18 protein-coding genes are annotated in these 20,593 nt (G+C 32.0%); 5 read left to right on the top strand and 13 right to left on the bottom strand.

Annotated elements, in window-relative coordinates; genetic code table 11:
- Window positions 1-11: 11 nt before the first annotated feature.
- From ACXAHM_RS02290 to pbpC, 8 genes are all read right to left on the bottom strand, one after another.
- On the bottom strand, window positions 12-611 hold the full coding sequence (locus tag ACXAHM_RS02290) for a hypothetical protein (protein WP_474958778.1): 600 nt from the start codon (window positions 609-611) through the stop codon (window positions 12-14).
- Between the two features lie 102 nt (window positions 612-713).
- Window positions 714-1,373 carry a hypothetical protein gene (locus ACXAHM_RS02285; protein ID WP_474958777.1) on the bottom strand — a complete coding sequence of 220 codons (660 nt, stop codon included), beginning with the start codon at window positions 1,371-1,373 and terminating at the stop codon, window positions 714-716.
- Between the two features lie 99 nt (window positions 1,374-1,472).
- Complete coding sequence (locus ACXAHM_RS02280) at window positions 1,473-2,606, bottom strand: alpha/beta hydrolase-fold protein (protein ID WP_474958776.1); 1,134 nt, start codon at window positions 2,604-2,606, stop codon at window positions 1,473-1,475.
- 77 nt (window positions 2,607-2,683) lie between these two features.
- Entirely contained in the window at window positions 2,684-4,342 is a 1,659-nt protein-coding gene (locus tag ACXAHM_RS02275) for a tetratricopeptide repeat protein (RefSeq protein ID WP_474958775.1), read from the bottom strand.
- An 18-nt stretch (window positions 4,343-4,360) separates the two neighbouring features.
- Window positions 4,361-5,653 carry a BamG family beta-barrel-assembly machinery protein gene (gene bamG, locus ACXAHM_RS02270; protein ID WP_474958774.1) on the bottom strand — a complete coding sequence of 431 codons (1,293 nt, stop codon included), beginning with the start codon at window positions 5,651-5,653 and terminating at the stop codon, window positions 4,361-4,363.
- Window positions 5,646-6,368: a type III pantothenate kinase gene (locus ACXAHM_RS02265; RefSeq protein ID WP_474958773.1), complete on the bottom strand. Its 723-nt coding sequence runs from the start codon at window positions 6,366-6,368 to the stop codon at window positions 5,646-5,648. The genes bamG and ACXAHM_RS02265 overlap by 8 nt, the downstream gene beginning before the upstream one ends.
- 121 nt (window positions 6,369-6,489) lie before the next feature.
- Window positions 6,490-8,304: a cation:proton antiporter gene (locus tag ACXAHM_RS02260; protein ID WP_474958772.1), complete on the bottom strand. Its 1,815-nt coding sequence runs from the start codon at window positions 8,302-8,304 to the stop codon at window positions 6,490-6,492.
- Window positions 8,305-8,357: 53 nt separating this feature from the next.
- Window positions 8,358-10,697: a penicillin-binding protein 1C gene (gene pbpC, locus ACXAHM_RS02255; protein ID WP_474958771.1), complete on the bottom strand. Its 2,340-nt coding sequence runs from the start codon at window positions 10,695-10,697 to the stop codon at window positions 8,358-8,360.
- Window positions 10,698-10,962: 265 nt separating this feature from the next.
- Here pbpC and ACXAHM_RS02250 point away from each other — a divergent pair, with 265 nt between their 5' ends.
- Window positions 10,963-12,600, top strand: coding sequence for a hypothetical protein (locus ACXAHM_RS02250; RefSeq protein ID WP_474958770.1), 1,638 nt, complete (start codon window positions 10,963-10,965; stop codon window positions 12,598-12,600).
- A gap of 137 nt (window positions 12,601-12,737) precedes the next feature.
- Window positions 12,738-14,009: a Glu/Leu/Phe/Val family dehydrogenase gene (locus ACXAHM_RS02245; protein WP_474958769.1), complete on the top strand. Its 1,272-nt coding sequence runs from the start codon at window positions 12,738-12,740 to the stop codon at window positions 14,007-14,009.
- A 39-nt stretch (window positions 14,010-14,048) separates the two neighbouring features.
- On the opposite strand, the gene ACXAHM_RS02240 is transcribed toward ACXAHM_RS02245, so the two are convergent.
- Complete coding sequence (locus ACXAHM_RS02240) at window positions 14,049-15,194, bottom strand: DUF4421 family protein (RefSeq protein ID WP_474958768.1); 1,146 nt, start codon at window positions 15,192-15,194, stop codon at window positions 14,049-14,051.
- 289 nt (window positions 15,195-15,483) lie between these two features.
- Here ACXAHM_RS02240 and ACXAHM_RS02235 point away from each other — a divergent pair, with 289 nt between their 5' ends.
- Both ACXAHM_RS02235 and ACXAHM_RS02230 read left to right on the top strand, forming a co-directional pair.
- A complete protein-coding gene (locus ACXAHM_RS02235; RefSeq protein WP_474958767.1) occupies window positions 15,484-16,155 on the top strand; it encodes a peroxiredoxin-like family protein in 672 nt (223 codons plus the stop codon).
- A 104-nt stretch (window positions 16,156-16,259) separates the two neighbouring features.
- A complete protein-coding gene (locus tag ACXAHM_RS02230; RefSeq protein WP_474958766.1) occupies window positions 16,260-16,997 on the top strand; it encodes a cytidylate kinase-like family protein in 738 nt (245 codons plus the stop codon).
- A gap of 54 nt (window positions 16,998-17,051) precedes the next feature.
- On the opposite strand, the gene ACXAHM_RS02225 is transcribed toward ACXAHM_RS02230, so the two are convergent.
- From ACXAHM_RS02225 to ACXAHM_RS02210, 4 genes are read right to left on the bottom strand one after another with little or no spacing between them, the layout of a single operon-like run.
- The gene (locus ACXAHM_RS02225; RefSeq protein ID WP_474958765.1) at window positions 17,052-17,468 is read right to left on the bottom strand and encodes a cytochrome c maturation protein CcmE domain-containing protein; all 417 of its coding nucleotides are present in this window, start codon (window positions 17,466-17,468) and stop codon (window positions 17,052-17,054) included.
- 11 nt (window positions 17,469-17,479) lie between these two features.
- Entirely contained in the window at window positions 17,480-17,731 is a 252-nt protein-coding gene (locus ACXAHM_RS02220) for a CcmD family protein (protein ID WP_474958764.1), read from the bottom strand.
- 12 nt (window positions 17,732-17,743) lie between these two features.
- Window positions 17,744-18,409 (bottom strand): cytochrome c biogenesis protein CcsA, encoded by a 666-nt coding sequence (gene ccsA / locus ACXAHM_RS02215; protein WP_474958763.1) that lies wholly within the window; start codon window positions 18,407-18,409, stop codon window positions 17,744-17,746.
- Between the two features lie 22 nt (window positions 18,410-18,431).
- Complete coding sequence (locus ACXAHM_RS02210; protein ID WP_474958762.1) at window positions 18,432-19,106, bottom strand: heme exporter protein CcmB; 675 nt, start codon at window positions 19,104-19,106, stop codon at window positions 18,432-18,434.
- A 352-nt stretch (window positions 19,107-19,458) separates the two neighbouring features.
- Between ACXAHM_RS02210 and ACXAHM_RS02205 the strand changes: the two genes are divergently transcribed.
- Window positions 19,459-20,523, top strand: coding sequence for a hypothetical protein (locus ACXAHM_RS02205; protein ID WP_474958761.1), 1,065 nt, complete (start codon window positions 19,459-19,461; stop codon window positions 20,521-20,523).
- The last annotated feature ends 70 nt before the right edge of the window (window positions 20,524-20,593 follow it).

The following is a 20,593-nucleotide window of genomic DNA, read 5'->3' as shown; positions in this document are numbered from 1 at the left end:
TTTGTAACCTTTTAATTAATTCTTAGCCCTGCACTAAAACCAATCATATTATAAAACCCTCCAGAATTTCTATCATGAGAGATATTTGATAAGGCCCTTTGTCCAAGATACATATTAAATGTAGGTGTAATGGGTAATTGATCAATTTGAAAATCTACACCAATAGTTATTCTGTACATAATGCCTTCAAAATATTGATCCATCAAAACACCTCCTAAATCAAGTTCAATATATTTAGAGAATTTGGAGTCGAAATCATCTCCTGTTCTAAAATGAAGATAATAGGTGTTCATGGGTGCATACATATCTGTTCCAGTAAAACGTTCATATTGATATCCTAAACCTAACATAGCAGCACCATCTATCATATAGTTTAATTGTAAATCAATTCCATTTGCAAAATAGGTGTGAGGTCGGTCTTCTTCTTCACGTAATTCAGTAGGTAGGTTATAATATTGATCTTCTTCTTCCTCAAAAGGTTTCCATTGACCAGCTATTTCACTAATCCCATTAATAGAGAATTTGATAGAATTAAAAAATGAATTTTTCTTTTCTTGACCAAAAAGAGGAGTAGTAATTAAAGCGAAAAATAGTAATAAAATAGTTTTCATCTTGAGTTATTAAAAAGTGAAGAGTATCACCTTTAAGACAACTCATAAAGCTAGTTAAGCAAGTGGAAATTCATAAAAAAATAAAAAGCGACTAATATATTCTTAAGAAGTTGTTTTTGTTTTGTTCATGTATCTTAGCAATTTTATCTCATCTTCTGATTTTTTGATTTCATCAATTAATTCTTGAAGTTGATGTTCATACTTTTCTTTTTCGTTATGTACTCTTTTAATATCGTATTGAAACCAATCTTGAGTAGGATATTGCTCGACAATGTTATGATAATCTTCAAGTTTGTTTTGGTATTGTGCGATTAATGAGGTGGTCTTCTTTCGTCCGTGAATGGGTTTAATGTATTTAGTATTAATCGTAAGGTTTTCATCATCATTAATATAAAGAGTGTATGTTTTTTGAGAATGGTTGATTAATTGAACAGTATCACCTTCATCAAAGATATGGTTGTTTTGATTTTCTCTATTTGTGATACTTATATTTTTCTTTATTATTCCATATACATAATTTGTTGGTTTGATTGAATTTAAAAATTCTTCAACAGAATCTTTTTCAGATTCTAATTTTAAAATCTGTTTATCTAAACCATAAATAATACTAGTAAATGTTGTAGAATCAACTTCAAAGTTTTTCTCAAGCTTAGCTAATTGATTTTCTTTTTCTGTTATCAATTTACTATTTGAAGTGTAATCCTGTGAAAATCCTGTGAATGTAAACGTTGATAATAGTAATGACAAAAGATACTTTTTCATATACTTTAAGTTAATTGTAATGAATAATTAAGCGGAATAAAAAATCCCTTTTATTACACAAAATAACGTAATAAAAGGGTTAAATGTTTGAATTGAAACTTATTTTTTCTTAAAAAACAGTTCAATAGCAAATGGAAACCTTTTCGCCCAATCACCTTCAGAATGACGAGCATTTTTATCTATAACAACAAATAGATCTTTGCCTTCTTTATACCCTTTTTGTTCTAATTCTTTTTTCATTTTTTCTACACCTTCTTGTAGAATAATATCGACTTGTTTACCACCATTATCAATATATAATAGTAGATCTTTTTTAGGGTCCTTTTTGATGGAATTAATATAGTCAAAGTCTTCATATTTAAAAGCAGGAGACATACATATAGCTCCTTTGTAGATCTCAGGATATTCCCATGCTAACATAAAACTAACTAATCCTCCCATTGACGATCCTGCTACTACTGTATTTTGCTTATCTTTCTTTGTTCTGTAATTATGATCAATAAAGTTTTTTAAGTCAATAGCGAAAGATTTACGGTATAATTGACCTTTTTCAGTATCTCCATAATCGTCTGAGCGATCTTGAGTACAGTAAGAACCAACAATAATTATTTCATCTAATTGTTTATCCTCAATTAATTTATTTACCGTTTCATCTACCTGCCAATCCACGCCAAATGATGAAGTTTTTGGATCAATGATATTTTGACCATCATGCATATATAAGACAGGATACTCTTTATTTACATTTTTAGAATAGGAAGGAGGGAGCCAAACAATTATATCTCGATCTATTAATCCATTAAAGTGAAAATTTTTATGGTAGGCTACATTTCCTGTGATTTGCCCTTTAAACATTGTATTGATTTTACTGGTCCAATTTTCAACTTTTATATTAATTACAGTATCTTTTTTGGGAGTTATAAATTCAAAATTACTTAAATCAAGACCATCCTCATCTGCCATCTGAATTTCCCATGAACCTTGTGATATTTTATATTCTACTAGCTTACCTTTTTCAATGGTATGCTTAAAGGTCCAGTGTAAGCTATCTTCTTTTTGCATGAGTACTTTTCCAGGATCCCAGTTACCTAAAAAATCTTGATTACCTACAATGTAAACTTTGTTTTTGACTGGGTTGTCCAGTGTAATATTCCATATAACATTTATTTCATTACTTGATTTTCCACAACTTGTGATAATGAGTAATGATATTAGGTAGATATAATATTTCATGATTGTAAAAATTATTCAATAAAAAAGCCCTATACTTTTTTCAAGTATAGGACTTTTGTAGTCAATATTCAATTGAACTATGGACGAACTCTTAAAGTAGTTGATCCACCAATCCAACATCCAACTTGTAATGCTTTACCTTCAGCATAACCTTTTGCAGCTAATGTAAATACATCAGATTTAGAAGGGAATTGCTTTTGAGCAGCTGCCATCTTCGAAGAAGCACCAGCTTTAGCGTACATATCATATGCCGCTAAGTAACAAGCTCTTTCGTGAACGTTATCTTCAGAAGAATCGAAACATTGTTTGTAAGAACCCATGTAAAGGTCACCAATGAATGTATAAGCTTCTTTAGATACTTCGCTATCAAACTCAATTGCTTTATAAGCTTGAGCACGAGCTTGAGATTTTAAACCTTTTTTGTTGTATAATTTAGCAAGGTCGATAGAAGTCTCAGCTTGTTTGTGCGGATCTTCAGCATATAATTCAATCGCTTTTTCTTTCCACTCAATAGCTTTGTCGATATCGTCTTTTTTGATGTATTGACCAGCAATTACACTTGCCATTGCAGCTTGAGGATCTGCTTCATAAACTACTAATGCAGCGTCTAAGAAGTAAGGACCATCAGTACATTTTTTACGGATAGAGTAACCGAAGATTTTCTTAGCAGTTGCAATATCAGTAGGATCAGCTTTGAATTTAGCACCTAACTTCTCGTTGATAAAGTCACAGTCGATATCTAACATACCCATGATGTACTTATCAGCCATAGTTTGGATACGAGTCCAAGACTTCACATCTTTCTCTTTTTTAGCAGCTTCTGCAGTAGCAATATTTTTACCTGCGATTTCAGAAACATAATCGTACTCATCCATTAACCAGTTTTCGTCATAAGCTTTATACTTTTTGAATTCTGGATCATTTGTTTCGAATTGAGTAGAAAGGTTTTCTAATTCTTTTTCAGCAGCAGCTTTTTTTGCTGTATATTCTTTGATTTGATCATCAGTATACTTTCCATCTTTGTTCTCAATTACTGAGTTTGCAGTAAGGATAGCAGACTTTTGAGCTTTTGTCTTAGGATCTTTATTGAATGCTTGAACAGCTTTCTTATATTTAATATGAAGCTTAGCGACAATTGCAACATAAGCAGACATGTTAGAATCATCAGTTTTAACACCGTCTCTATCTGCAATTTTTCTGTAGAAGTTATAGTACTCAGGAAGTCTATCTTCAAAATCAGGACGATCTTTTACATATCTGTAAAGATATTTACCTTTTTGAGATTCCCACTTATCAGCTTCACCAAAATATTTACCTCTGTCATCATAAAGTTTAAGTACCATATCTTCGTACTTAATCACAAGTTCTTTATCTGCAGCATCTTTTTTCTTAGACTCTGTAGTAACTAAAGCTTTGTATAATTTTAAACCGTAGATATAAAGGTTTTTATGAACATATGGAGCATTAGCATATAAGTAATTAAATGCGTCAATTGTCTCCTGACCATAATTCTTAGCTTTCATATTATCAGAGAAGAAAGTGTACTTAGACTTCGTCTCTTCTACATTTTCACCCCAGCAATACCCTCTTGCATCACATCCTTTTTTCACGCTACCATCAGCAGCTTTTTGTTCAGTTAAACCGTTGTCCTTAGCGGCCTCTGATCCTTCTTCTTGTGCTTGAGCGATACTCGCTACAAACATTAGTCCTAATAGAAAGGTTGCTAACTTTTTCATTTTTTGAAATATGATTGATTAGTTGATTTTTCGCCTTACAAACCAGCGATCGTTGATTGTTACACCTATATTTAATTGATAGCGACGATCTTCAAAAGTATTACTTGTTTGAATTTCAGACTTCATCCATCCGTATTCCCCTGACAAAGATAGGGATGAAAAGCCCATTGGAAATTCAATACCAGCTGTCACTATATATTCTTTAATTTTTTGACCATAGGCAGCATAAGGAGTGTCTCCAAATGAAAATCCTGCTCTATATGTAATTCTATCTAAATAACTAGTAGATAGGTAATCGCTTGTATATTCCATACCTATACCTACTTTGTATGAGTCACTCAATCCACCAGAACCATCATAGTCTTCGAATTGTGACCATTTTTGTGTCTTATAATCAATTGCAACAGCAAATTTACCTACTAATTCGTAACTAAGACCAACTGCGATTTCTTCTGGCATAATTGCATGCTGAGAATGATCAATCATAATTGTATCTCTGTTAAGAACAAGATCCGTTGTAGAACGCGTTTGAATATCTTCTAAACGTTTTACATTGATTTGTTGCTCAAATGTATATGTTGCACCAAAGTTTATTCTAGAACCTCTTTCTTTTGCACCGAAGTGTTTAGAATAATAAATACCTGGCTTATAAACTAAACCTGTATAGTTTAAACGAAGACCTCTCGCTGAGATGAAATCACTTGAACCATCCAATAATTCAGTTTTTGTTACTTTTTCAATAATACCAACATTATACGCTAATTCTAAACCGATCGATAAGCCTTTTGCAACACGAAACGCATTTGAGAAGTAAACTTGGTTAATACCTCCTGATCCTTCGTTTTGGATACCGTAGTATTTTGCTGGTGTCATTTGCCCATTTACAGGAATACTTAAAGTATCCTTTTGAGAAAATCTATAATTAACTACTGTGTAAGGTTTGAAACCTACACCCATAGTCCAACGTTGACTTACAGGGAACGCAAAAGTTAAATAACTCAAACCTCCACCATATTCGGCCTGAGTTTGAGTATCTGCGACCAACGTTCTTTGTTCGGTATATAAACCGATTTCAAAAAGCGTAAGGTTGTTGTAAGTTAATGTAGCAGGGTTTAGCAAGTTGGAATGACCATAGCTTGCAAGTCCTACACCTGTATATCCCATACCTTTGTTACGTACAGAGGCAGCGTCTACAGGATTTCCGACTCCAATCGCTGTGAATGGAGCATTGCCTTGTTGTGCGATTACTGTTGATGTAAAAGCTAAAATTGAAAGGCAAGTTAGAATGATATGATTAATTTTTCTATACATGTAATCTCAGGATACTGTCGATTCCCTTGAGAACCAAATTTCGGTCTGCAAAGATGCTTGAATTTAATTTAGATTCAAAAGTATTTGCAACTCCACCGCATAGTAAATTATTAATTCTACCATATTTTGCTTCATATTGACCAATTATACCGTCAATTTCAGCGGTTATTCCATTTACAGCTCCCGATAACATACATGAATTGGTACTATCACCGATTAGATTAATATCGGTTCCATTCCATTCTAGTAAAGGAAGATTAGCAGTAAATGAATGCATCGCTTTTAATCTCATATTTATTCCCGGTGATATTCCACCACCTAAATATTCATTGTTTTTATTGACGAAATCATATGTGACACAAGTGCCGATATCAATTACAAGACAGTTTTCATTTGGAAATATTCCCATTGCACCTACAATAGCAGCAATGCGATCTACACCCAAAGTCTTAGGAGTTGCGTAACGATTGATGAACGGTAATTTCAAATCCGATGTAATAATAACAACATCAAACTCTTTTTCTAATTCTTGGACTAAATTATTTTCAATTTTGCCCACATTTGCAATACCAATACATTCACAAGAGTAGTCTTTTAATGCTTTAATAAGTTCTTTTGCTTCATTAAAGACACTAACTTTAACTAAATCGTTGTCTTGAAAAAAGCCAACTTTCATTAAAGTATTGCCTATATCTATAGCTACTCTTCTCTTCATTCTTACTTATCCTACTATCTATGATAACTTCACATTATCATCATATTAATTACATAAATAATGTTAGTCTAAAATTTATCAAAATATTTTAGCTTTAATTAACCTAAAATGTGAGGATTTGTTATTCATTAAAGTCTATATACACAATTTCGTCTCCTTCAGTCACTTCTGTGATAGAGTCTGTTATTGGAGATATGTGATTATTCTCATGGATAATAAATAATGGAAGGTCTAATTGATCAAAAAATTCATGAGATTCTTCTTGATCCATAGTCTTTTCTGCTTTTACATTTTTGACATGATGTTTTTTACGAATTAAGTTGGATAGTCCAATGAAATCATATTTACCCCTGAATAATAAATGTTGTGGACGCTCAAGGGGATGCATTTCTACTTCTAATTTAGAAGCAAGACGAAATACTTTATTCATCCCTAATTCTTGAGATACCGTTCTATTACCCAAAATATTGATTTCATTGTTGGAGGTAGTGGAAAAAAGTTGACCATATGCTGAAAAATCCACTGATTCTAAAGCTCCGTCTGATAAAATACTACCTTCATATATTGGAATTCTTGCTTTGTTGGCTTCTCTTAAATTATGTTGAGAAGTATCTGAAACCATAACAGGAATATGGTATTGCTGTAAAATTTCTGCTAAAAATAAACCTATTTCACTTGCACCTAAGAACAAGATACCATTTGGTTCTTGACGTGTAACTTTTAATACTTTAGCTAATGTTTTAGCAGTTAAACCTTGCAAAACTACAGTACCTACAATGATCATAAAGGTCAATGGTAATAATAGTTTTGCTTCTTCAACTTGTGCATCAGTTATAGGTGCTAATCCTTGTGTTAACTTTAATGTAAATAAAGAAGCAACACCAGCCGCTACAATACCTCTAGGAGAGATATATGAAATAAAAACTCTTTCTTGCCACGATAAAGTAGTGCCAAGTGTACTCAAGAATACTATTATAGGTCGAATCACATAAATGATCACTACAAAAAGCAATAAACTATCTAAGTTCATTAATGCTTTTAAATCACTAATGTTCATTCTAGATGATAACATCACAAATAGAAAGGATATTAATATTAAAGTAACATCTTCCTTAAAATGTAAAATAGATTTTAAAGAAGTGACCTTTGTATTGGCTAATATCATCCCATAAACGGTTACTGCTAACAAACCTGATTCTGCATGAAGAACATCAGAAAGTGCAAAAGTTGCAATAACAAAACCTAAGATTACTGTATTTTTTAAATGATCAGGTAAGAGTTCTTGATTTAATACTTTTGTGGTAATAAATGCAGCTACACCACCAACAAATAGTCCTGATAAGGTCAAAAGAATAAATCCTTTTAAAGCAAAAAGACTTAATTGTTCATTAGGTTGGCCAGATATAATGAAATCAAAAATTAAAATAGCAGTTAATGCACCAATAGGGTCTATAAGAATTCCTTCCCATTTTAAAATCGTATTTATTCTAGCATTTGGTTTTATATTTCTCAGTAAAGGTCCCACAACAGTAGGTCCACTTACAATAATTAATGCACTAAAAAGAAACGCGATACGATAACTCATTCCCATGATTTGGTGTGTCGCAATAGCTCCTCCAATTAGAGTTATAACAGTGCCAAAGAAAAGTAATCTCCATATAACACTACCAATATTTTTAGTTTCTTTCAGTTTTAAAGTCATTCCTCCTTCAAAAAGAATTAATCCAACAGAAAGGTTAACTACATCAAAAAGTAAATCACCATGGAATATTTTATCACCATCTATAAATTTACTTCCATCAGATGTTAGATAAGTCGAAAAAGGGCCTACTATAAGACCAATAAGTATTAAAGGAAGGATTGCAGGAATTTTAATTCTCCATCCTAACCATTGTGCAAAAAATCCTAATCCGATAAGTCCGGTAAGCTCGATCATATAGTTTAAGGCGTATTTCTAATTGTTTTTTTTGTATTCTGTAATACGAGTTTTTACTTGACAAAGATAAGGATATCTGTATTTCTACCTTTATCATCACTGCATGAAATTTTATTTTCTCCTACCTTAGGTTTGTAGAAGAATGTTTCTTTCTTGCTAATTTTTCCTCTAAAAATATCATTTACATACCAAAAAACATAATCTACATCGTTGGAAGTGATGGCTTTTAGTTCTAATTCAGCATTACTCACTGATGTATAATAAGTTCTATTGTCTAATGGAGAGATAATTTCTGGTGGTTTTCCGGTAATCGTATTACCACAATTTTTATTATGAGGAGGAGGTGAGTCAAATGGAATATTTTCATCCAAATAATACCTTACCAATGCCTCAGGAGGGTTTGGATATTCATTCTTTATATAACCACCGTCTTTGGGCAAGCACTTAGAACAGTAAGAAAATGTTTCATTTTGATCAATAAATACGACTTTACTGTGTGTGCATTTTGTGGAAGAGGAAACCAAAGGAATATACCAATCTGTAATGACATGTTTACAAGAATTTTCCGGAATTAAACCTGTAACAGAGCAGACACTTCTCTCAAATAAATTATCAGGAAGTTCTAATTCTTCTTGAATAACATTTTTTGATGGATAAAGACTTCTAAAAACAGAAAACAATAGTGGTGTTGCTATTTCAGCACCAGTAAGCTTTTGTATGCCTTCATTTGAAAAATTTCCACACCACACACCAACAGTATATTCTGAATTATAACCAATGCTCCAAGCGTCCTTTCGACCATAGGAAGTTCCTGTTTTCCATGCAATTTGAGGAGTGTTAATGCTATTCTGAGGATTGTTAGGTAAATCAGGGCGTTTTAAATTTGATAATATTTCATGAATTAAAAATGCACTTTCTTCACTTAATAATTCAGCACTATCTTTATGTATTTTTTCATCATTAAATAATGGAATAGGTTTATAAATACCTTTAGTAGCAAAAGCTGAATATAGTTTTGTAAGCTCTTCTAGTGAAACACCACATCCACCTAAAATTGTAGATAATCCTAATCGTTTTTTTTGAGCTTGGACTTTTTGAAAATCAGCTTGAATTAACTTATCAATAAATAGATGAAGTCCAATTTCATTTAAAAGGTCTACTGCAGGAATATTTAGTGATTGGGATAATGCCTCTTTTACTGTTACTGCTCCTCGAAACTTTTGATCATAATTAAGTGGACTATAAGTACCGAAATTCATAGGAACATCTAATACAACTTCTTTTGGAGTAATATAACCTAAGTCAAACCCAAGTCCATAAACTAATGGCTTTAAGGTGCTTCCTGGAGATCTGATTGCTTTAACACCGTCTACTTGTCCAGCTTTGGAATTATCATTAAAGTCCTGTGAGCCAACATAAGTGATAATTTCTTTTGTTTTATTATCAATCACTAAAACTGCAGCATTTTCAATACCTATCGATTGTGTTTTACGTGCATAATTTTTTACTATCGAAGAAATTTGGACTTGATGATTTTCTTGTATTGAAGTGTTGAAATTTAACTGATTAGGGTGATTTTGAAACAACCTCTGATTTAAATGAGGAGTGATAACATCAAACTTTTTTCTTTGCAGATAGATAGGTTCAGTTTGTGCTGTTGATAAAGCTTCTTTGGATAAGACTCCAAGCTGATGATATTTAAATAACCATTTATTTCGTTCTTCTGTTAAGGTCTTTTTAGAACTATTAATTGCTAATGATGTAGGACGATTAGGGATGATTGAGAGTAAAGTAGCTTCAGCCGGACTCATTAAAAGAGGTTTTTTTTGAAGATAAAGTAAAGACGCCGCACGAATCCCTTCAATATTTCCACCAAATGGTATGTGATTTAAATAAAGGTTTAATATCTCTTCTTTAGAAAAGGTAATTTCTAGTTGGATAGCTTTAAATGCCTCAATGATTTTGTTGCTATAAGTTCTTTCTCTTGGTTCTAAAAGTCTAATCACTTGCATGCTGATTGTAGATGCACCAGAAGTTCTTTTCCCAGAAAATACATTGTTAAATGCAGCTCTAGTGATTGCTATTGGGTTGATTCCGAAGTGATAATAAAACCATTTGTCCTCTTTTTCTATAATCGCCTTTTTGAAAAAGGGTGAAACGTTCTCATTTTCTACATATAATCTCCACTTATCAGTTTTATTCAGTTTTGCACCTATAATATTTTTCTCAGAAGACATAACAACTTGACCATATGAAGTATGTACTCGATATGGAAAAAGGATCTTGATAATTATGAAAAATAGAAATAGGACAAAAAAAAGATAACTTGAAGTTATTAAAAGTTTTCTTGTTAAGTAGTTGATATTTATATGTTTAAGCTTCGTTTTATTCAAAATCGTTTTTTAAATTGTAATAAACCATTATTGGAGAAGTACTATATATAAAAGTTTTTGTACTTAACGGTGATGGATACGTTTGTTAATAGCCCTGAAAGATCAGTATTATTCTTCTATATGAAAAAAATTAAACCTTCATCAAAAAAGTAATACTACAAAAGTACATTATTTCGATTAACCTAAATTAAAGAAGTGTACTATTTTCTATGACTCATTAATATAGACCTAGTTATTATACTTCACTTTATCAACTATCAATCTCATGAAAACAGAATATTATCGTACCCTAATTTGTCTTATTGCATTGCTTAGTGTTTCTATTTTGAGTTTTTCCCAAACTTTTGAAGAGAATACTATCAAATTCCCTATGCTTCATGAGTATGATGGAAATTATCATATCAACCCAATGGGAGATCAAGGTCTACTCGTACTGAGAAATAGATATGCTGGTGAAAAAAGAGATATTATTTCTGAGTTGGAAGTCACTTACGTGAAGTCTAATTTCCAAAAGAAATGGGTAAAGGAAATAACATTAAGTCATTATGGAGACATCATTCGTGAAGACTACGATGAAAAATATGCCTATTTCTTAATGCAATCCTCAAAGAGAACGTATCAAGTTTTAAGAATTCAACTAGATAATGGTTTTCATAAAGTTTTCTATTACAGAAATGTTGAGAAAATGGTTGTTCATTATTTTGAGATTGAAGATAATATCTGTTTTCTAGGTGGTGCAGCTGAGCAAAGACCTTTTATTTCAAGATGGGAACTTGATACGGGGAAAAGAAAAATACTTCCTTCAATAAATCAATTGAAAGGTGGAATTGTTTGTATGAAATGGGATCATAAAGTTGATTTATTAACGGTAGTGATCAAAGCAGAGATGTCTAGCGAGCATAGAGGAGTTTATATTAATGACTACAACAGTGATGGTCAGTTGGATAAACAATATTTTGAAGAACATCAAAGAAAGTATAGCTATTTAACTTTCAGACCCTATCATAATACAAATGGAGAATTAATGCTAATTGGTACATATGGTCTTGGAAATTATGAACAAGATGCTCAAGGCGTTTACACTATGGCAGTAGGTAAAAAAGGATATCGTTTAAGACCTAAATTCTATGATTTTCTATTTTTCAATAACTTCAATAGTCATTTAAGCGAAAAACAACAAGAGCAGATTCAACAGCGTTTTGACAATAAAAGAGAAAAAGATAAAGTCATTCCTCATCATTTATCATTACAAGAACATAACCTTCAATTTATGAATGGACAAGTTGTTTTTGTAATGGAAGAGGTTGATTTTATTTATCCTTACTCAAGTGATGCCAAGTACAGTACTGAAAGTTTCTTTTCAAAAGCTGAGGTTCCACCATTTAAAAGCTTTGTTCAGAATTATGAAAATCAAATCGTAAGAAAAGGAGAGTATATTCCTTATGCAATGAATGTAGATAAATTACCAATTGGATCTCCTTTCCCATTGGAATGTAAATATAAAAGAGTAATTGCTTGTGGGTTTGATCCTGAAACAGGGCAAATGCAATGGGATAATACTTATTCTGCTCGAAATTTACGAAATGACTTACCTGTAGAAAATATTCAAGCCTATGCAGATCATAAAAAAGTGGCATTTATTCATGTGAGTAGAGATAGTTTCTTCTATAAAATTTCAGATAGATTAAAATATAAAGATGACTGTGAAGTCGTTGTATACAAAGATTATTCGCCTGCTTTAAACATTGAAAAATATAGAAACGGTGGAATAAGTCACTGGTATGACAATCATTTCATTCATACTGGCACCAAAAAAGTTACTTCTGCAATCAATGAAAGTGAGTCTTCACAATTCTTCTTTTTGACTTGTTTATCTTACAGCAATCGGCAATACTCCGAATAGATGATTTTTTATACTATTGATTGTAAATAGTTTGCATTTTTTTTGAAGATGATTTCAATTGAAATATTTGGTTATTTAAAACCTTTTTTAGGTATTTGTATTCATAAACGTAATTTTTACATTTAATATTTTGTAAGATGGGGTACATTGAACCTGCACCAATTACTGATAAGGAGAATCCGTTCGAGTCTATGATGGAGCGATTTAATATCGCAGCGGAGAAATTAGGACTAGATTTAGAAACATATGAAGTTCTAAAAAGTCCAGCTAAACAAGTCATTGTTTCATTACCAATTGTAATGGATGATGGTCATAAAAAGGTTTTTGAGGGTTATCGCGTGATACACTCAAATACATTAGGTCCTTCTAAAGGTGGTGTTCGTTATGATATGGATGTAAACCTAGATGAAGTGAAGGCTTTAGCAGCTTGGATGACATGGAAATGTGCCGTAGTGGATATTCCTTATGGGGGTGCTAAAGGTGGGATCAAGTGTGATCCTGCAAGTATGTCAAAGGGAGAATTAGAAAGATTAACCCGTGCATATACCGTAAAAATGTACGAGATATTTGGTCCTGATATCGATATACCAGCACCAGATATGGGAACTGGCCCTCAAGAGATGGCTTGGATTATGGATGAATATTCAAAAGCTCAAGGTAAAACTGTTCAGGCAGTAGTAACGGGTAAACCTCTCGTATTAGGTGGCTCGTTAGGTAGAGTAGAAGCAACCGGACGAGGAGTGATGGTTTCTGCTATGGAAGCTTTGAGAAAAATGAAGATTAATCCAAATGGAGCAACTGCAGCAATCCAAGGCTTTGGAAATGTTGGTAGTAATGCAGCTAAACTTTTAGCACAAAAAGGGTTGAAAATTAAAGCAATTTCAGATCACACTGGAGCCTTTTTTAATCCTGATGGTATTGATTTACGAGAGGCTAGTGAATATAGAGCCACTTATAAAACATTAGAAGGTTTTACAGGTGGTGAAAAGATTTCTAATGATGAATTATTAGAATTAGATGTAGACGTTTTAGTGCCTGCAGCAAAAGAAGATGTTATTAATAACAAAAATGCTGATAAGATTAAAGCGAAATTAATTGTTGAAGGTGCAAATGGTCCTACAGGTGCGAAAGCGGATAAAATCCTTCATGATAAAGGTATTGTCGTAGTGCCAGATATTTTAGCAAATGCTGGTGGTGTAACAGTTTCTTATTTTGAATGGGTTCAAAACCGTTTAGGTTACAAATGGACGAGAGATAGAGTAAATAGAAGAAGTGACCGTATTATGAAAGAAGCTTTTGAAAGAGTTTTTTCAATCGCAGAAAAGCATAATGTTTCATTAAGGATCGCTTCTTATATGGTAGCAATTACAAAAGTTGCTGATACCTATAAATTGAGAGGATCATTTTAATAACGACCAATTATATTATTAATATTAAGAGAAGGACATTTATTGTTTCTTCTCTTTTTTATTGTGTTTACCAAATACAGCATCTAATGTATTATTAATAAAACTGTTGGTCCATTTTACCGTCCTACTAAGTTGTGGTCCCATATTAAAGCGATAACCGCAATTGATTTCAAAGTTGGTGAAATAACTTATAGCTAAGAATTCTTGTTCTATTATGGAAGGGAATACCGTGTAAGTAATCTCAGAATTTAATTGAAGTGTAATAAACATTCTCTGTGTATTATATCCTGCTGATGCTTTAACATCAAGAGCAGGAATAAAAGAAAATCGACCACCTGAACCATCATCTAATAGGTAATTTTGATATTGGGCACCAGCACCAATACCAAGCATTCCTCCAATATAAAAACCATTTTTTACTGCAGTTGCGGCTACCCCACCAAGTAGAGTAAGGTCGTTCATATCCAATCTACTCATTGTTCCATACTTTGACGTTGGATTTCTTGCTAGTGGAGGTAGGAAAGGCTCTGCAGCATTATAATTTTCGGATCTAAACCTGACCTTAAAATAGGTTGTAAATGCACTTCTTAATTGTATTTCTTTTTGTTTGAATATCGCTTTATAGCTAAATTTTTTATTAGAAAAACGAATACCAGTGAAGTTCAAAGACCTTGTGATAATATCTTCTCTGATTAATTTTCTAGGAGAATTCCATGTACTATCATAAACGGCTACATTTGAATCTGTAAACCCAGAATATCGATAGTATTCTGCATCTAAATACCATTTTTTTATAAAGCCATCGACCCTAAGTCGAAATACACTAGAACTACCATATAGTTCTTCATCATATTCTGAAATAGGTGTTTCTATACTGGCTCTCACTCCTAAGTTACCAAAGCTGATTCCTAGACCTATCAAATAACTATTGTTAGGAACGTACACAACATCTTTAGGTCGTTCCCTTCTAATTAGTGCATCATTATCCCACCAATTTGTAGGCGGATAATTATTAAATAACAATGTCAATTTGGAATTTGATAGATAGATACTACCAGAAATTTTGTCATTGACATCTCTAACATATCTAGAAAGGTCTAGACTATCTTTACGATGTTGAGCAGAAATTGAAGAACAATAAAATGATAAGAGTAAGGTTAAAAAATAATGTGTGTATCCTCTCATTCAAGATTAAATAATATACTTATGGAAAAATAACATTTTTTACAGATAAAGAATATAAAAACTGCTTCTTTCGATAAGAATTTTATAAATTACCCTTGATATGATCCAAAAATTTTAACAATATGAAAATCAATAGTATTTAAAACCTAAAAAATATTTTTTGATTTATTTCGTTAAACAAATGACATATTAAGTAAGTTATCAAAAAGAGTAAAGAATAGTATACTCATTCGTCTCTTTTGTATTTATCTATATTTTTTGTGTATTCACACTGACTAATTATACAATTATGTACACTTCCTTGAAAGTTAAAAGGCCTGTTGAAACAACTAATATTCTAAAATTAATTTCAGCATTTATTCTAATTGGACTAACTTCTACTTTTTCATTTGGTCAAGAAGTTCCTACAACGGCTCAAGATATTTCACCTTTGCTTATTGGTGAATATATTCCAGATGATATTATCCTTCGTGATGTTGAAGGAAATGAAGTCAACCTAAAAAAAGAAATGAAAAAGAAACCAACTATTTTGGTTTTTTATCGTGGAGGATGGTGCCCTTATTGTAATCGTCAATTATCTGGCTTAGGTGAAGTTTCTGATTATTTGGTGAGTATTGGCTATCAAATAATTGCCATTTCTCCTGATACTCCAGATCATTTATCCATGACGTATGACAAGCATATGATGAATTATGCGTTGTACTCAGATAGTGATATGAAAGCGGCAAAAAGCTTCGGCTTAGCTTTTGAATTATCAGAAAAAGAGTTTAATAAATTCTCTAATCTTGGGATGGATATCGTAATGTCAACTGGTGGTACACATAGAATGTTGCCAGTACCTGCCGTTTTCTTTGTTCGTCAAAATGGAGAAATTAATTTTGAGTATATCAATCCCAATTTCAAGAAAAGAATCAGTTCTTCATTATTGATATCAGCTGCAGAGACAATGTCATCTGAATAAAAAAGCTGAAATATCATCTTTAAATGGTGATTTACATCAATTGAATCGATTCAGTAAGTGTTTAAATTACAATTAATAAAAATAACCAATTAAACACTTTACTTATGGATGCAAAAATCTATTCTCAGCTTGTCAAAAATATTGAACTTCAATTCAAAGCACCTCGAGTAAAACAAGGACAGTATAAAGGTCTTGTTGTTGCTTTGTCAAGAGGTTATGGAACAGGGATAAGAGATGTTGCAAAACATTTAGTTAGAAAGCTGAATGCTCAACAAATCGGCTATGATCTACATCCGAAACCATGGATATTAATAGATACAAATGTCATAAAAGATTTGTCGATAAAACTAAAGTTAGAATCGAGTATCATTGAACATTATATCCCTTTAGAAAAGAAAAGTTTTTTTGAACAAGTGATTCATTCTTTTGGTCCTGATTATAATAAACTAGATACTCAACTTACGGAGAGTTTAAAAGCTATTATGCACTCTTACTTTAAAAGAGGAAATGTAGTAATCTTAGGGAAAGGTGGGTGTCATTTTGCTGAAGAATTAGACAATGCATTGAAAGTAAGAATTAATAGTTCTTTGGAATACAGAATCTCCAAAGTGATTCAAAATCATAATCTTGGCTATTCTGAAGCTAAAGAAAAAGTTCTTTATTGTTCTAAATTAAGAGAAGACTTTCTAGAACATATTAGTAAAGGCAAAGAGATTATATATGATACTGAAATAGATAGATCACGATTAAGTGATGAAACATTGTCAGATTATCTACTTTCGTTTACTAATGCAAAATTAAGGGATGTAAAACGTCATATTACTAAGAAAGTTGAAGCATAAAAAAAGCCTTCCAAAGTGAAAAAATACTCTGGAAGGCTTCTTTAGTCAACTAAATTATAGTTTAGTTTCTTCATATTTCGAAGGACATTTCATCAAGATTTCACTTGCAAGGAATTCTTGATTTTTTCCTTTTGCTCTGCCAATCACAACAACTTTTTCAGATTTTTCAAAATCTCTCATAGAAGCTGGAGGAGAGTAACAAACCACTTTTTTAGCGACATTCTTATCATCGACAAGAGTGAATGCTAAGTAGTTTGGATCTTTTGCAGGATTGTAATCAATACCAATTACATTTCCATTTTTATCTTTTTGAAGTTCACCAATAACGTGAACCTTAGCATCATTTCCATCAGCAGCAAGATTATACGCTTCTTTAAAATCAACATATTGACTTGCATCTCCTGCTGTTACCACAAGGATACTTATCATAATGCCAATGATTACTAAACCAAAGATGTGAGACTTTTTCATATTTTTATATTTTATTGGTCTTCAATCAATTTTTCTAATTTCGTCACTTTTTTATCTACCATAAAAAGATAAATAGTCATACCTAACCATAAAGCCACGATAACAGCAACAACTACCCAAATTTTACCATCTTGACGAAGGATATCTGCCATTTCTACAGAACTATTTGTATAATCATCTTGCGTAATCGGAGTTTTATTTTGAGCTACTGCAGCAATCACTGTCATTAAAAATAACGTGATAGTTGAAAGTATCTTTTTCATAATATATAAAGTTTACTCGTTTTCTAATAGTTTATTTTCTACAATTCTAGTTCTCACTTTTAGACTTGTGTACCAAACACCAAGTAGTGTCCAACCAATAATTGCAGGATAGAATACTAATCTTAACTTACTGTCAAGATCATAGGCATTAAAACCAGGGTTACCACCGTTTCCTGGATGTAATGAATCTGTAAGACGGGGCAAAACAAAAATCAAAGGGATAAATACGGCAAAAGCAAAAATATTAAAGATTGCTCCAATACGTGCTTTTTGCTCTTCATCTTTAAATGATCCTCTTAATATAATGTATGCGAAGTAAAACATTAAACCGCCTGCTGCTCCATTTTGTTTAGGGTCACCACTCCAATAAGCTCCCCAAGTAAATTTAGCCCAGATCATTCCTGTTACAATACCAAGTATACCAAAAAGAATACCTGTATTGGCCAATTCAACCGCCCAAAGATCATGTTTTAAATCATTAGATCTTAAATATTTGATTGAATAAATCATAGATGCTAATAACACTAAGATCATCCCAAACCACATCGGAACATGGAAATACAGATTGCGAATTGTCTCATTCAAGATATCCAATCTTGGTACTTCTAATAGCATGCCTCCAATCAGAGTATATGCTAGTAATACTAATGCGGTTATTTTCCACCAAGCACCTTTCATTGCTTTTATATTTAATTATAGTTTAGCTCCTCCATAAATAAGGGAAGAGAAGAAATGAAACTGTTATTACAATAACATCAATAGCTAGAATAACCATTATTTCATCCAATGTTTGACTTCTTGCTAATCCATCCATAGCATTTTTGGATGCTTTGATTAACATTAAAATCATTGGTAAAATTGCCGGCAATCCTAGAATAGCCATTAAAGTATTATTTCCTTGTGCTTTTGAAGCAATTCCAGCAACCATTGTAAGAGAAGAGGAAAAGCCTAATGCCCCAAGTCCAACACATAAAATAAACATACTTTGATCCTGAATTGGATTACCCAAAACGACACTGTAAACTCCTAATCCTAAAAATGCTACTAACACCATTAATAATGCATTGTAGATAATTTTTGATAAGATAATGGATTGAGGACTGACCATTTGATAATAATAAAAGTGTCGACCACCGCCTTCTTGTGTAAAACTTTTTGAGGCTCCATTTAGTGCTGTGAAAAGTTGGATGATCCAGAATAAAGTATTCCATGTTATAGGAGATAGTTCAACTTTTCGTTGATTGAAACTAAGGTAACAAACGAAAATGGTACTTATGGTGTAAAGAATTAATCCATTCAAATTGGATCTTTCTCTCCACTCTAAAGCGATCTCCTTACGGACTAAAACATTTATTTCTGAAATAATTGACTTCATATTAATGCGAATTCGGTGCAAAATTACCAAAAAATCATGAATAGATCCAATTGATTATAATCTTAACTTTTTTTGGCACTTTATATGTTTGTATCCTATTGATTTATAGAGAGTATGGTTCGTACTCAGATTAAAATAGTGAAGATCAATAATTGAATAAAATTACATTTTCTTTTTTTGATCTAATTGGAAGTAGTATATTCAAATTTATAATTAAACTACAACGGTCTATTTTAAGCTATTGAACTATAGATTTCATATATCATAATTGTTATAAATAGATTATTCACGTTTAGAAATTAAATTATTTAGACCTATGCAACTTGATAACACTCAAGGTGATAATTGATTTATGAAACAAACTTTTTTATATATAATCTTATTAGCTATTACGTTCTTACTCGATGGTTGTGTGCCTAAAGTTTGCCCTGCTTACATAAGTTCCTTCTACCAGAAAGACGATCCCAATAGTTTATATTATGTAAAAAGTACTCCCGATACCTTAGAAGATTTTTTTTATGGTCTTGGAGATACCACTTATACTGTAAAAGGTAAAGTAAGTTACATAAGCTATTACACGGATGATGATTCGGTAGAGGTAAAAGAAGAAGAACTATTTGCTTCTAGAGATAAAGATTGGACGGGTTTATTAGAGCAAAGAGGAGGTCTTTATGGTAAATTGACCAATAAAGATAGAAGATTAGCAAATTCAAATTACCCTAATAATATAATAGGTCTTCAACATAATCCGTATCCAGAAATATTGGATGCTGAAGATTCAGTGGTAGATTTTATTCCTGAAGATAGTATTTATTTGGTATCATCATCTGATTCACTTGAAAATATGCTTTTTGGTGGAGGTCCAGGATATGATGATTCTAAAGTAGCAAAAGATTTACCGAAACAAGAAGAAGATGAAGAGGTGGACAATACTTCAGACTCTTTACCTCCAATGATGTATGATGGGTATGTTTATATGCAAAGATATTCGGAAAGGGTTGCCAAAGAAGATAGTATGAGAGCGGGTTTCTTCATTGTACCAGATTCAATGTACTTAGTAAAACGTAAATGGTATGAGATATGGAAACCAAAGCATTATTTAATACCGAAAAGAGTTTTGGATGAAAAGGATGCCATTAAGATGTCTAAATATGAGGCAGATTCATTGGCGAAATTACCACAGTATGACTCTGCTGGTAACCTGATTGTCGAAGAAAAGAAAGGTTTATTTGGCAAGAAGAAGAAAGAGGAAGAAACTGTAGAAGAAGGTGCCGAGGAAACTTCAGGTGAAATGGATGAAATTCCAGCGGATGATGATGAACCTGAGGAACAACCTAAGGATAAACCTAAAAAGAAAAAGAAAAAGAAGAAAAAAGATACAGAAGATAAGCCAGCTGAGGATGACGAAGATTGGTAGAAATTTCTAAAAATATATTTAAACCCATTTTGGTAATAATTTACTAGAATGGGTTTTCTTTATTTGAAAT

This window comes from Flammeovirga sp. AWQ4_249 (assembly GCF_056161045.1).
This window is presented reverse-complemented; position numbering and strand designations above follow the sequence as displayed.